This is a genomic window from Sediminicoccus sp. BL-A-41-H5 (assembly GCF_050632405.1).
In the GTDB taxonomy this organism is placed as follows: Bacteria; Pseudomonadota; Alphaproteobacteria; order Acetobacterales; family Acetobacteraceae; genus Roseococcus.
The window spans coordinates 700,796-713,036 of record NZ_CP192601.1 but is presented as its reverse complement, the minus strand read 5'-3'; the positions used below and the strand labels follow the sequence as shown (position 1 = coordinate 713,036).

Annotated in this window: 13 protein-coding genes and 1 tRNA gene; 1 reads left to right on the top strand and 13 read right to left on the bottom strand. The window is 71.5% G+C overall.

Annotated features, from left to right (window positions below):
* Positions 1–9: 9 nt before the first annotated feature.
* The 9 genes from ACQ860_RS03595 to ACQ860_RS03555 all read right to left on the bottom strand — a co-directional run bounded on the left by ACQ860_RS03595 (position 10) and on the right by ACQ860_RS03555 (position 6,956).
* Positions 10–471 carry a hypothetical protein gene (locus ACQ860_RS03595; protein WP_431302040.1) on the bottom strand — a complete coding sequence of 154 codons (462 nt, stop codon included), beginning with the start codon at positions 469–471 and terminating at the stop codon, positions 10–12.
* Complete coding sequence (locus ACQ860_RS03590) at positions 471–1,334, bottom strand: inositol monophosphatase family protein (RefSeq protein ID WP_431302039.1); 864 nt, start codon at positions 1,332–1,334, stop codon at positions 471–473. Before ACQ860_RS03590 ends, ACQ860_RS03595 begins: the two co-directional genes overlap by 1 nt.
* 187 nt (positions 1,335–1,521) lie before the next feature.
* A complete protein-coding gene (gene efp, locus ACQ860_RS03585) occupies positions 1,522–2,091 on the bottom strand; it encodes an elongation factor P (protein ID WP_431302038.1) in 570 nt (189 codons plus the stop codon).
* Between the two features lie 98 nt (positions 2,092–2,189).
* Positions 2,190–2,570, bottom strand: coding sequence for a rhodanese-like domain-containing protein (locus ACQ860_RS03580; protein WP_431302037.1), 381 nt, complete (start codon positions 2,568–2,570; stop codon positions 2,190–2,192).
* A gap of 88 nt (positions 2,571–2,658) precedes the next feature.
* Entirely contained in the window at positions 2,659–4,074 is a 1,416-nt protein-coding gene (locus tag ACQ860_RS03575) for a nucleotidyltransferase family protein (RefSeq protein ID WP_431302036.1), read from the bottom strand.
* On the bottom strand, positions 4,074–4,775 hold the full coding sequence (locus ACQ860_RS03570; RefSeq protein ID WP_431302035.1) for a glycosyltransferase family 2 protein: 702 nt from the start codon (positions 4,773–4,775) through the stop codon (positions 4,074–4,076). The genes ACQ860_RS03575 and ACQ860_RS03570 overlap by 1 nt, the downstream gene beginning before the upstream one ends.
* On the bottom strand, positions 4,772–5,473 hold the full coding sequence (locus ACQ860_RS03565; protein ID WP_431302034.1) for a glycosyltransferase family 2 protein: 702 nt from the start codon (positions 5,471–5,473) through the stop codon (positions 4,772–4,774). Before ACQ860_RS03565 ends, ACQ860_RS03570 begins: the two co-directional genes overlap by 4 nt.
* A complete protein-coding gene (locus ACQ860_RS03560) occupies positions 5,470–6,531 on the bottom strand; it encodes a hypothetical protein (protein WP_431302033.1) in 1,062 nt (353 codons plus the stop codon). Before ACQ860_RS03560 ends, ACQ860_RS03565 begins: the two co-directional genes overlap by 4 nt.
* A complete protein-coding gene (locus ACQ860_RS03555) occupies positions 6,528–6,956 on the bottom strand; it encodes a hypothetical protein (RefSeq protein ID WP_431302032.1) in 429 nt (142 codons plus the stop codon). The genes ACQ860_RS03560 and ACQ860_RS03555 overlap by 4 nt, the downstream gene beginning before the upstream one ends.
* Before the next feature lie 190 nt (positions 6,957–7,146).
* Between ACQ860_RS03555 and ACQ860_RS03550 the strand changes: the two genes are divergently transcribed.
* A tRNA-Thr gene (locus tag ACQ860_RS03550) sits at positions 7,147–7,221 on the top strand.
* 7 nt (positions 7,222–7,228) lie between these two features.
* Here the strand turns inward: ACQ860_RS03550 and crtD are convergent.
* The 4 genes from crtD to ACQ860_RS03530 are packed head-to-tail and all read right to left on the bottom strand — an operon-like array spanning position 7,229 to position 12,240.
* Positions 7,229–8,713 (bottom strand): 1-hydroxycarotenoid 3,4-desaturase CrtD, encoded by a 1,485-nt coding sequence (gene crtD / locus ACQ860_RS03545; protein ID WP_431302031.1) that lies wholly within the window; start codon positions 8,711–8,713, stop codon positions 7,229–7,231.
* Positions 8,714–8,732: 19 nt separating this feature from the next.
* Positions 8,733–9,776, bottom strand: coding sequence for a hydroxymethylbilane synthase (gene hemC / locus ACQ860_RS03540; RefSeq protein ID WP_431302030.1), 1,044 nt, complete (start codon positions 9,774–9,776; stop codon positions 8,733–8,735).
* Entirely contained in the window at positions 9,776–10,957 is a 1,182-nt protein-coding gene (locus ACQ860_RS03535; protein WP_431302029.1) for a geranylgeranyl diphosphate reductase, read from the bottom strand. The genes hemC and ACQ860_RS03535 overlap by 1 nt, the downstream gene beginning before the upstream one ends.
* The gene (locus ACQ860_RS03530; RefSeq protein ID WP_431302028.1) at positions 10,954–12,240 is read right to left on the bottom strand and encodes a BCD family MFS transporter; all 1,287 of its coding nucleotides are present in this window, start codon (positions 12,238–12,240) and stop codon (positions 10,954–10,956) included. The genes ACQ860_RS03535 and ACQ860_RS03530 overlap by 4 nt, the downstream gene beginning before the upstream one ends.
* Position 12,241 lies beyond the last annotated feature (1 nt).

Below are 12,241 nucleotides of genomic sequence, written 5' to 3'. Positions count from 1 at the left end.
AATCGGGGGTCAGCGCGGTGCGGTCGGGCTCAGGATGTCCACCGCGTCCCGCCCGTTCGGCGTGCGGCCGAGCGCGCGGATATCCACCCGCGTCTCGGTGAGCCCGCCTGCCACCAGCGCGGCCTTCACGGCGCGCGCGCGGGCGAGGGTCAGGCGGCGATGGGTGGAGAGGTCCTCGCCGACGCTCGCCTCGCTGTTGAGCAGGATGCGGCCGATGGTGCTGGCCTGCAGCGCGGCGCCCAGGCGTTCCAGGGCGGCGCGCGGCTCGGCCTCCAGCGTGTCGCGATCAGCCGGGAAGGTCACGCGCCAGATGCCCTGCGGCAGCTCCGTGATGCCGCGCGGCAGGTCGAGCGGCGGCATGGGCGGCAGGGCCGCGGGCGGCGTGGCGGGCGTGCCCAGAGGCTGGGACAAGGCCGGCGCCGTGGTGGGCGAAGCCAGCAGCAGCGCCAGGAAGAGCCGCCGGCGGGGCATCAGCCGGCCTCGGCGCGGCCCTTGGCGGCACCCTGGGCGGCGGCGGCGATGCTCTCGGCCACCACCTCGCGCAGCTTGCCATGCAGATGCTGGTTGCCGGCCACCACATGCCCCTCGGCATAAGGGTCCCCGCCATCGGGTGCGGTGACGATGCCGCCCGCCTCGCGCAGCAGGACCAGGCCCGCCGCGATGTCCCACTTGTTCAGCCCCAGCTCCCAGAAGCCGTCGTAACGCCCCGCCGCCGTCCAGGCGAGGTCGAGCGCCGCCGAGCCGAAGCGGCGGACGCCCGAGACCTGCGGCATCAGGCGCACGAGCGTGTGCGTGAACTCCGCCTTGCGCGGGATGGCGGCGAAGGGGATGCCGGTGGCGAAGAGCGCCTCGCGCATCTCGCGCCGGCCGGAGACGCGCAGGCGCTTGTCGTTCAGGAAGGCGCCCATGCCCTTCTCAGCCCAGAAGAGCTCATCGGCCGCCGGGTTGTAGACCACGCCGGCCACGACCTCGGTCCTGTCCTCGGCGATGCGCTTCTCGATGCCGACGCTGATCGCCCAATGCGGGATGCCGTGCAGGAAGTTGGTCGTGCCATCCAGCGGGTCCACCACCCAGCGCCATTCCCAGTCGGCATCGCCATGGGCGCCGCTCTCTTCCATCAGGAAGGCGAAGCCGGGGCGGGCCTTGTGAAGATCCTCGCGCAGGGTCTGCTCGGCGCGCAGATCGGCCTGGCTCACGAAATCGCCCGGCCCCTTCATCGAGACCTGGAGCTGCTCCACCTCGCCGAAATCGCGCAGCAGGCGGCGGCCGGCCTTGCGGACGGCTGAGACGACGACATTGAGGGCAGGGGAGAGCCGAGGGGAAGCGCCGGACATCCGGAAATCCTAACAGGAGGCGGTCATGAAAAGACAGGGCCGCGAGCCGCCCACCCGCCGCCCCCTGGAGCCCTTCGGTGGCTTTGCCATCGAAGGATGAACCGAACCACCCAAGGCAAGGGCCAATCCGGGGCCCCCGCGAAGACGCCCAAATCAAAAGACAGGGGCGGGTTCGTGGGGAAAAGGCCTAGCCCTTGGCGCGCTCGACGTAGGAGGCGTCCTCGGTGCGGACCACGATCTTCTCGCCCGCCGTGATGAAGGGCGGCACCATGGTCTTCACGCCGTTCACGAGAAGGGCGGGCTTGTAGGAGGAGGAGGCGGTCTGCCCCTTCACCACCGGATCGGCCTCGGCGATCTCGAGCGTGACCGTCTCGGGCAGGTCCATGGAGACGGGGTCGCCCTCGATGAGGCGGACATTCACCGTCATGTTCTCCTGCAGGAAGGCCAGGCGGTCGCCCAGGATGGCGGAGGGCACCTGCGTCTGCTCATAGGTCTCGGGGTCCATGAGCACGAGGTTGTCGCCATCGGCGTAGGAGTAGGTGAACTCCTTGTCCTCGGTGGTCAGGCGCTCCACGACATCGGCCGTGCGCCAGCGCTGGTCCTTCTTGGCGCCGGTCTTGATGTTGCGCATGTCCACCTGGATGATCGCGTTGCCCTTGCCCGGGATCATGATGTTCTGCTTGAGGATGGTGTAGCGCTGGCCTTCGAATTCGATGACCATGCCGGCACGCATCTGGTTGGCCTGCATCTTCGCCATGGGCGGGGACCTGCTAATTTCTCTGGGGTTGATCTCAGGCGGCAGGGCTTACACGCGGCCGCCCGGATCGGCAAGTTTGCGCGTCGGCGGTGTCCCGTTCAGCCGGGCTCGACCTCGCCGCCCGCCGCCACCCAGTCCTTGAAGCCGCCGAGGTTGCGGACGTCATTGTAGCCCATGGCCTTCAGCGTCTGCCCCGCCAGCGCGGCCCGGCCGCCCGAGGCGCAATGGATGATGATGGTCTTGGCGCGGTCGAACTGCGCGTCATGCGTCGGCGCCTCGGGGTCGGCGCGGAATTCGAGCAACCCACGCGAGACGGCGAGCGCGCCCTTGGCCTTGCCGGTGGTCTTCACCTCGGCGGCGTCCCGCACGTCGAGGATCAGCACGTCCGGCCGTTCGGCCAGGGCCACGGCCTCGAGGCCGGAGATGCGGGGCACGGCGGCATTGGCGGCGGCCAGCATGGCTTGCACGGTGACGGTCATGTTCGTTCCTCCCGGTTGTGTTGGCGGGGGAGGCTAAAGCAGGACGCGGCCCGGTGAAATCCCGGCGACGCCCGATGCGCCGGGCCGCTCAGATCCGCTTCCACCGGCCGCGCCCGGCCGTCAGCGCGATGCCCCTGGCACGTCCCCCGGTCGTCAGGTGGCTGGCCCGCGCGAGGAGCATGGCGGGCTGGCGCAGCGCGAGGAAATCGCCGGGAAGATGGAACACCGCCTGCCATTGGCCCTTGGACGAGGTCGCGACCTGCTGGTGCAGCAGGGTGGGATGCGCCTCGAAGCAGCTGAGTTCCACCTGCACGCGCTCGCGGCGCTGCGGCGGCGGCGCCTCGAAGCGGAGTTCAAGCCGCACCCGGTCCCCGGGCGCGACCCAGCCCGGCACGGCGAGCGCGGCCGCCTCCTCGCCCCGGCGACCGACGAGCAGGGTCTCGGCGGTCTCCCACGCGCCGCTCGGCGTCCCGGAAGGCGGTGCGGGTGGCCGCAGAGCCGCCGCGCGCCGCGCCCGCTCCATGTCGGCCAGGCAGAGGATCACGCTCTCCCGCGCGGTGCGCGCGAAGAAGGCGTGGTGCAAGCATTCCAGCTCCTCGGCGAAGACCGGCGTCACATCCGCCTCCAGCGCGGCGATCACCGCCTCGGGCACCGGCTGCGCCAGCTCCTGCCGGAGGTAGCGAAGGGCCGAGACCCCGAAGGCGGAGAGGCCGCGCCGCACCACCTCGCGTTCGACCAGGCCCCAGTCGAAGTCGGGCGTGGCGAGGGCGGCGGCGGCGTCGAAGGCCCAGTCGGTCGGCCGGCCCGGGCTGTGGAGGAGGCCATGGCCGATCGCCATGACCAGCCGGTCCTCCGCGCCGGGCACATGCACGGGCAGCCCGGCGAAAACGCCGGGCACGGAGCGCGCGCGGAGGCCATCATCATCGCCCACGCAGCGGTTGCGCTTCATGGCGTGCAGGTGCAGGTCGATATTGGCCTCGGCCAGTCGCAGCCCGACGCCGTGATAGCGCTGCCGGATGTTCAGCACCTCGGCGCGCGTCAGTTTCTCCGGCGTCATCCCCGCATCCATCAGCAGGCTCGCCGCGCGGCCCCATTCGGCTTCGGGCACCAGCGCGTCCACATCGTGGCTGTAGCGCTCCAGCGCCTCAGCCGGGTCGAGCGCGATGCGTGCCGCCCCCTTGGTCAAGACCAGGGGAATTCCCGCATCGAGCAGCAGCTTCAGCAGCGGCGCGACGGAGCGGTGCAGGATCCGCGACTTGGTCCAGAGGAAGCGGCGCACGCCGATAAGGCGCGGCAGCAGCGGGCTGTCCAGCCCCAGTTCCGGCAGGCGGCGAGCGACGATCGGAAAAACGCGCAGCTGCGCCCAGTTGGTCGCGTCGAAGCGCCCGGGATCGTCCCAGGCGCGCCAGGCGGCTCGAGCGGCTTGCGGATCGGGATGCAGCGCCGCCGCGAGCAGCCAGGTGGTCTCGGCCGAAGGCCAGTAGCGGGTCGGCTCCAGGAACATCAGGGGGGCACCTTGTCCGCAGGGGGGCGGCCGCGGCGCCGGGCGATGGCGCGGCGGGCCACCTCGATGTATCCGGCATCCGAGCCACCCGCGCGGGAGGAGAGCGAGCCCAGGCGGATGCGCCGCCGCAGCACCACCCTCGGCAGGGTCTCGAAGGCCAGCCCCGCCGCCCGGGCCCGGTGCATCCAGTCGAGGTTGTAGCCGATCCGCAGCGTTTCCTCGTAGGACCCGATCGCCTCCAGGGCGTCGCGGCGCAGCAGCAGCGCGCCCGTCGTCAGGCAGGGCACGGGGGGCAGGCCCAGCTGGCGGCGCGCCGGAGCATCGGCGGGGAGGCTGGGGCAGGCGAAGCTCTCCATCAGCCCACCGATTCCGGCGAGGCGCGGGGCCTCGGCCAGGGCGGCGAGCTGCGCCGCGATCCGTCCGGGCACCCAGAGGTCGTCGGCGTCGCTCGACGCGATCCAGGCGCCGCGCGCGGCGGCGATGCCCAGGTTCAACGCGGCCGCCGCCACGCGGTTCGGCTGGACCAGGAGCTTGGCCGAGGGCAGGGCGGCCCGCGCCACCTCGGCCGTCGCGTCGGTCGAGCCGTCATCCACGACGATCACCTCGTCCGCCGGCGTCAGCTCGGCCGCGACGCTGGCCAGGGTCTCGGCCAGGGTGGCGGCGGCCTGCCAGGCCGGCACGATCACGGAAAGCCGCGTCACGCTGCCCCCTTGGCCCGCCGCCGCGCGACCGAGCGCGCGATGGCACGGGCCAGCTCCTGCTTCCGCCGAGGGTCGGGGGTGGTCAGCAGGGAACCGGGATAGCGGCGGTGCCACAGCGTCACATCGGGCAGGGCCGCCTCGCGCAGCCCGGCATCGCGCAGGCGCAGCTGCAGATCCCAGTCATCGGCGTAGAGCATGGTCTCGTCGAAGGGGCCGACCTCGGCCAGCGCGGCGGCGCGATAGAGGCAGGCCCCCACGCAGACGGTCTGTTGCCGCTCGATCCGCGCCCCGGCCGGCGGCGCCAGCGTGGCCGGGTCGATATGGTCGCAGAAGCCGGTGATCCCGCGAACGAAATCAGCGCCTGTGCCGCGCAGCGCGTCGAGCCGCAGGCCGAGGGAGCCGCGTGGCCAGGCATCGTCGCCGTCCATCACCGCCATGATGCCGCCCTTGGCCTGCGCGAGGCCGATGTTGCGCGACCGCGCCGGGCTGTGCCGCGGCGCGGGGAGGACGCGGATGCGGGAATCGGCCGATGCCAGGGCGGCGGCCAGCCCCGCCGTGCCGTCCTGCGATTCGGCGACGACGACCAGGATCTCCGCGACCGGCGCCTCCTCCGCCTGCACGGAACCGATGGCGTCCGCCAGGAAGCGCTCGAAGTTCAGCGCCGTGACGATGACGGAGACCGCATCCCCCCGCGTCATCCCACGGCTCCGTCGCCCAGGAAGGCGCCGATGCGGGCGGCCGCCTCGGCCGGATCGCGGCCAAGATCCAGATCCAGGCAGGGCAGGCTGCGGACGAGGCGCGCCGCCAGGGCGAAACTCGCTTCCGGCGTCACGCGCATCACGAAGCCCGAGACCGGGCCCAGCGCCCGGAGCGCAGCGGCGGCGGAGCCGGGCGCGATGACGCTGCGCGCGCCCCCGGTGAGCCGTGGCAGGAGGATGGCCCGCAGGGGAACCATGGGCGACAGACGCCCCTTGCCCAATTGCCGCAGCGGCATGATGTGCTTCGCGAGGCCCGGGCCGGTGGCCGCGCTGCCTGAGGGCGGCCGCGCACCGGTCAGCCGCAGCGTCTCCTCGCTCAGCTTCACCGCGTCGAAGGCGGCATGGGCCACCGGGGTGCCCTCCGGATCCCAGGCGATCAGCGTCACGTCGTCGCCCGCGCTGCCCATCCCGGCCAGCAGGGCCGCGGCGGTGGTGGTGGATTTGCCCACGCCCGTGGTTCCGGCCAGCAACACGCCGCCTCGCGCATCGCCCATGACGGCGCCGTGCAGCAGCCCGAACGGCTCCTCCCGCGTGGCCCAGGCGATCAGCCGCTTGAGGGGCGAAGCCCATTCCCAGGGCGCGACGCGCGCCGCGTCGGCCACGAGAAGCAGGCCGGTCCGGCTTGCGGCGTCATAGGTCTCCCAGGCGCGCGCGCCGGCCTGATGGATGGCGATGATGCGGCCACCGGCCCGCAGGTTCACCTCATCCATCGGCGGCGTGAGGTGCTCGGTGCCGGGAACCATGGGCGGCGCGGGAAGCCCGGCCTGCCCCGTGTCCACCGCCGCGACGCGGATGTGACAAGGGCCGGGCCCGTCGCTGCGCGCATGGTGAAGGGCGCCGCCCAGCAGCGCCGCGAGGCGCGCATCGGCGGCATGCAGGGCGATGGAGAGCGGGCCGATGCGGTAGAAGAGGGGCGGCACCCGCGCGAAGATGGCTGCGAGTTGCGGGGCGGGGACAAGGTCCGCCAGGCGGTGCGGCGGCGTGGCGCCCTGCGTCATGCGGCGCCGGAGCGCGGCCAGCCCATCATCGCGTCCACGTCATGCACCGGGTCGATCGAAACCAGGTCGGCCAGGTCCGAATAGGTCTCGATGACGGCCGGCGCGTAGGAGAAAGGGGTGATGGCGGGCGGGGTGCCCTCGGTCTCGGCCGGCAGGACCAGGCCGCTCTCCAGGAAGCGGGCGACCAGGCGCTCCAGCTCGGCCGCCAGTGGCGCGAGACCCGGTGAGGTGTCTCCCGCCGCCGCGTGCAGGACGGCCGCCATGCCCTCGATGGAGGCGGGGACCTGCAGGATTTCCCACGCCGGCAGCGCGAGCCCGCCCAGGCTGAAATAATGCCCGGTCTCGAACTGGATGATGACGAACTCATCGCCGAAGCGCTCGGCCGCGGTGGCCGCCCTGTTCGCGACATGGACCGAAGAGGTCATGGGGTTGGCATCCTCCAGCCGCTCGGCCGCCGTCGAGGGGCCCCGGCGTTTCGCCTTCAGTAGAGGTCTTCCGCCGCCCCTCGGCAAGCAGAGGGCTGGCCGGGGGTGCGGCCGTGGGGAGCCCTGGGCGGGAACTGTCGGCGGCGGGGTTGTCAGGCCGGCGGCTGGCCTATAGGAAGCGCCTCGGCTTGCTGTTGTAGCTCAGTGGTAGAGCACTCCCTTGGTAAGGGAGAGGTCGAGAGTTCAATCCTCTCCAACAGCACCATTCCCCCCTAATGCCCCTCCAGAACCTTCAGCGCCGCGAGCCGGCCTGACAGCGCGGCCATCGGCACGCCGGCCCCCGGATGCGCGCTGCCGCTCGCCACGTAGAGGCCGGGCAGCCTGGTCGTCGTCCCCGGCCTTGCGAAGGTCGCGGACCAGCCATGCACCGCCTGGCCGTAGAGCGCGCCGCCCGTGGAAGGGAACAGGGCATCGAACCCGGTCGGCGTGGTCAGGATCTCGCGCGTCGCATCCCGTTCCACCGTCAGGCCGCAGCGGGCCAGGAGGGCGAAGGTGGCGCGCTCGGCCTCGGCCAGGGCGGAGTCCGGAATGGGGCGGTAATCGCCGCGCGCCGGGGCGTTGATCAGGCAGAGCAGGCGCTCCGGCCCGTCCAGTGCGCTGTCGTCATCGCCGCGGTCCTGCGCGCAGACATAGACGGTGGGGGTGGAAGGCAGGCGGGCCTGCTGCGTCAGTTCGTCGAATTCGCGCGTGTAGTCGCCCGAGAAGAAGACATTGTGCCGCACCAGCGGAAAGCCCCCGGTCCGCACATGCATCGCCCAGGTGACGGCTGAGAGCGATCGCCGCGCGCGCGGCACCGGCGCCACGGCACCCGCGGCCGCCTGGCCGAAGCGCCCGGCCGAAAGGGCCGCCACATCGCCGTTCGAGATGATGGTTCCGGCCTCCAGCACCTCGCCATCCGCGAGTCGCACCCCGGCCGCACGGCCGCCCTTCACCAGGATCTCGGCCACGTCGGCCCCGTAGCGGAAGCGGGCACCCCTGGCCGTGGCCAGCGCCTCGAAGGCGCGTGCCACGCGGTGCATGCCGCCTTCGACCAGCCAGACACCTTCCTGCTCCACATGGGCGATGAGCATGAGCGTCGCCGGTGCCAGGAAGGGGGAGGAGCCGACATAGGTGGCGTAGCGGCCAAAGAGCTGACGCAGGCGCGCATCCTGGAAGTGCTCGCCCAGCGCGTTCCACATCGTGGTGAAGGGCGAGGTGGCGAGCAGCCGGCCCATTCCGCCCAATCCCGCGCGGCCGACGAGCCCCATGGGCGAAGGGCGGGAGCCCCGGATGAAGGGCGCCTCGAGTGCCGCGAAGGTCTTCTTCGCGCGCGCCACGAAGTCGAGATAGCCACGCGCCTCGGCCGCGCCGGCGAAGGCGCCGATGGCGTCCGCCGAGCGCTGGATGTCGGCGAAGAGGTCGAGCCGACCGGGCCGGCCGTCCCAGGCATGGCGCGCCAGTACCTCGACCGGCTGCAGCGTCAGGTGCTCGGGCAGGCTGGTGCCGCAGGCGGCGAAGATCTCGTCGAAGACCCAGCGCATGGTGAACACGGTGGGCCCGCCATCAATCCGCGCCTCGCCGATGGCGAGGTGGCGCATCTTGCCGCCAGGCGCCGCCTGGCGCTCAAGAATGGTCACATCATGCCCGCGGCTGGCGAGCATGGCGGCGGCGGTGAGGCCGGCAATGCCGGCCCCGATGATGAGGACGCGCTGGGTCACGCGCTCAATCTGGCATGCCTCAGGCGAAGACGTCAGCCGGGGATTCCACGAGCAGTTCCTCGCCCAGCGCCCGGCCGATCCGCTCGGCGTCGCAAGCATCGCCGGTGATGGTCCGGCGCAGGACGAAGCTGCCATCGGCGCGCGCGATCAGCCCGGTGAGGCGGATCTGCCCGTCATCGGTCAGCGTGGCGTGCCCGCCGATCGGCGTCCGGCAGGAACCATCCAGCGCGCCCAGGAAGGCGCGCTCGCACAGGCTGACGGGGCGCGAGCAGGGGTCGCAGATGGCCGAGAGCAGCTCATGCAGCTCCACGTCATCGGCGCGGACGGTGACGCCGATGATGCCCTGGCAGGCCGCCGGCACCATGTCATCCTCGCTGATCACGACCCCCGCGTGATGCTCGAGGCCAAGGCGCTTCAGCCCCGCCAGCGCCAGCAGCGAGGCGTCGAACTCGCCGGTCGCGACGCGGGAGAGGCGGGTCTGCACATTGCCGCGGATCACCTCGCAGCGCAGATCGGGCCGCGCGTAGAGCAGCTGCGCCTGGCGGCGGACCGAGGCGGTGCCGACCAGCGCGCCCTTGGGCAGGGCGGCGAAGGGGTCGGGATTGTCGTGATGGGCGGCGCTGGTGAAGCCGCGTGGGTCGCGGAAAGCCTGGCGATGGCAGGCATCGCCCAGCACGATGGCATCGCGCGGGTCCTCGCGGCGCAGCGTGCAGGCAAGCACGATGCCGGGCGGCAACTCGGTCTCCAGGTCCTTCAGCGAATGGACCGCGAAATCCACGCGGCCATCCAGCAGCGCCTCATGGATCTCCTTGGCGAAGAGCCCCTTGCCGCCGATCTCGGCGAGCCTGCGATCCTGCACGCGGTCCCCCGCGGTGCTGATCTCATGCTCCTCGAAGGCGTCCACCTCGCGCAGCAGCGGGCAGACGGCACGGATCAGGTCCAGGAAATGCCGTGTCTGGTAGAGCGCCAGCGGCGAGCCGCGGGTGCCGACCTTCATGGGCAGCGTCGGGCCGTGATGGCGCTTGGCGCGGGCCCGGGCGTGGTGGGGGTTTGCGAGGTCCATTATGCGCGCGCCAATCCGAGAAGGTGTGCCATGTCCTTGAAGAAGATCTTGATGTGCGCCAGCGGGTCCTTCCGGACCAGTTCCTTGTTCATGTAGGATTCCCACGTCAGGCGCTGGACATCCTTGTCCATGCACATCTTCACGAAACGCTCCCGCACCCAGTCATTGCGGTACCAGAAGAACTGCATGATCCCGAGGACCATGAAGACCTTGCCGTGATCCTTCATGAAGCGCTTGCGGGCGCTCTTCAGGGCGGCGGCATCATTGGTGGCGAGCGCCATCTGCACGGCTTCGGCCGCGAGCCGCCCGCCCAGCATGGCGTAGTAGATGCCCTCGCCCGAGGCGGGGGCGACGACACCGGCGCTGTCACCCGCCAGGATGACATCTCGCCCGTTGTCCCACTTCTTCAAGGGCTTCATCGGAATGGGCGCACCCTCGCGCCGGATGGTCTCGACATCCGCGAGGCCATTCTCTTCGCGCACCATCGCGGTGGCGCCGCGCAGCGAGAAGCCCTTCTTCGCGCTGCCGGTGCCGATGCTCGCCGTATCCCCGTGCGGGAAGATCCAGGCGTAGAAATCGGGCGAGGTGCGGCCGTCATAGATCACGTCGCAGCGCTGGCCGTCGAAGCCGCTCTCCGGCGCCTTCACGATCTCGTGATAGGCGAAGACGCATTTGGGGTGACCCTGGCCAGGAATGGCCTGCATCGCGAGATCGCTGCGCGCGCCATTGGCCACGATCACCATCCGCGCGCGGATGCGCTGGAGACCTTCGCCCCCCTTGGGCTCATAGGTGATGACGGCGGTGCCGTCCGGGTCGCGCTCCAGGTCGTGCGAGGTGCCGCGGATCCATTCGGCGCCAGCCTCCGCCGCGCGTTCGCGCAGCCATTCGTCGAACTCGCAGCGATCCACCATGCCGACATACCCGCCGTTCTCGACGGGCATGTCCACGCGGCGCCGCTTGGGCGAGACGATCTGCGCGTTGTTGATCTTCGCCTTGATCAGGTGGTCGGGGATGGCGAAGTCGCGGATCGCGCGCGGCGGGATCGCTCCGCCACAGGGCTTGATGCGCCCCGCGCGGTCCAGCATGGCGACGCGCCTGCCGGCGCGGGCCAGGTCATGCGCCGCCGTCGCGCCCGATGGCCCGCCGCCGACGACCAGCACATCATAGGTGTCTTGGCTCACGAAAGGGCCTCCTTCATCGGGGTCATGCGGAGTTGGGCCAGCCGAGGCACGGCAAGCCGGGTGGCGATCAACGCCGAGAGAACGAAGAGGCCCGCCTCGCCCAGGAAGACGGCTGCATAGGCCTGCGCCGGATGACCCAGCAGCCAGCGGGCAAGATCGCAGACGACCGTGCCGCCGAAGCCGCCCAGCGCGAAGGCAATGGCCTGCGCCGCACCCCAGAGGCCCATGCGGGTGCCGGTGCGCGCGGCCCCGGCCAACTGCATCATCGAGGCGATGGCGGCCGCGGCGAAGGCGCCGTTCGCGAGCCCCAGCGCCACATAGAGCGCCTCAAGCGGGACGCTCGCGGTCACGCGCGGCGCGAAGGCCAGCGCCACCAGCGCCGCCGCCGAGGCGACGCAACCCCAGACCGTCCATCCGCGCAGCGAGGCAAGCCGCTGCCCGAAGAGGCCCGAGCCGAAGATGGCCATGATCACCATCCCGCCCAGCGTGCCGCCATTCTGCAGCCCCGCGAGAGCGGTGGATTGCCCGATGGTGCGGCCGAACACCTCGCCCGCGAAGGGCTCCAGCACCAGGTCGGCCGCGCTATAGGCCAGCATGGAGATGAAGACGAAGACGGTGAAGCGCCGCGCCGCCGGATCCTCCCAGACCTCGCGCAGCACGGCGGAAAAGGCGGGGCGCTCGCCGTCGTGCGCGACGGGCGCCCTCGCACCGCGCTCGATGCCGATCAGCGCGACACACGCCAGCAGGAAGGCGACGAGGGACACGCCGCCCGTGACCACGACGAGCCGCAGCGGCGAAAAGGGATCGAGCAGCTTGCCTGCCACACCCGCCGTGACCGCGAAGCCCACGATCATCATCACCCAGAGGATGGTGGCCGCCGGCGCGCGCCGCTCGGGCTCCACCATCGAGGCGAGCATGGCGAGGAGGGAAGTGCCCGCCGCACCCACGCCCAGGCCCACCAGGAAGAAGCCCAGCGTGGCCAGCGCGACACCCCAGCCCAGCGATGTGCTCATCAGCGCCACCGCGCCTGCGGCCGTGACACCGCCCAGGGCCAGCACCGCCATGCCGCCGATGATCCAGGGCGTGCGCCGCGCGCCCATGTCGCTGCCATAGCCGAGGCGCGGGCGCAGCATCTGCACCGCGTGGTGGATCGCGACCAGCACGCCCGGCAGCATGGCCGGAAGCGCGTATTCCACCACCATCACACGGTTCAGCGTGGAGGTCGTCAGGACGATGATGGCGCCAAGCGCGGTCTGCACGAGCCCCAGCCGGACGATGCTCATC

What these genes read in the sequence shown, in the direction of transcription:
- ACQ860_RS03595 (WP_431302040.1), bottom strand. Translation starts at nt 471, where the DNA reads ATGCCCCGCCGGCGGCTCTTCCTGGCGCTGCTGCTGGCTTCGCCCACC.
- ACQ860_RS03590 (WP_431302039.1), bottom strand. Translation starts at nt 1,334, where the DNA reads ATGTCCGGCGCTTCCCCTCGGCTCTCCCCTGCCCTCAATGTCGTCGTC.
- efp (WP_431302038.1), bottom strand. Translation starts at nt 2,091, where the DNA reads ATGGCGAAGATGCAGGCCAACCAGATGCGTGCCGGCATGGTCATCGAA.
- ACQ860_RS03580 (WP_431302037.1), bottom strand. Translation starts at nt 2,570, where the DNA reads ATGACCGTCACCGTGCAAGCCATGCTGGCCGCCGCCAATGCCGCCGTG.
- ACQ860_RS03575 (WP_431302036.1), bottom strand. Translation starts at nt 4,074, where the DNA reads ATGTTCCTGGAGCCGACCCGCTACTGGCCTTCGGCCGAGACCACCTGG.
- ACQ860_RS03565 (WP_431302034.1), bottom strand. Translation starts at nt 5,473, where the DNA reads ATGACGCGGGGGGATGCGGTCTCCGTCATCGTCACGGCGCTGAACTTC.
- ACQ860_RS03560 (WP_431302033.1), bottom strand. Translation starts at nt 6,531, where the DNA reads ATGACGCAGGGCGCCACGCCGCCGCACCGCCTGGCGGACCTTGTCCCC.
- ACQ860_RS03555 (WP_431302032.1), bottom strand. Translation starts at nt 6,956, where the DNA reads ATGACCTCTTCGGTCCATGTCGCGAACAGGGCGGCCACCGCGGCCGAG.
- hemC (WP_431302030.1), bottom strand. Translation starts at nt 9,776, where the DNA reads ATGGACCTCGCAAACCCCCACCACGCCCGGGCCCGCGCCAAGCGCCAT.
- ACQ860_RS03530 (WP_431302028.1), bottom strand. Translation starts at nt 12,240, where the DNA reads ATGAGCATCGTCCGGCTGGGGCTCGTGCAGACCGCGCTTGGCGCCATC.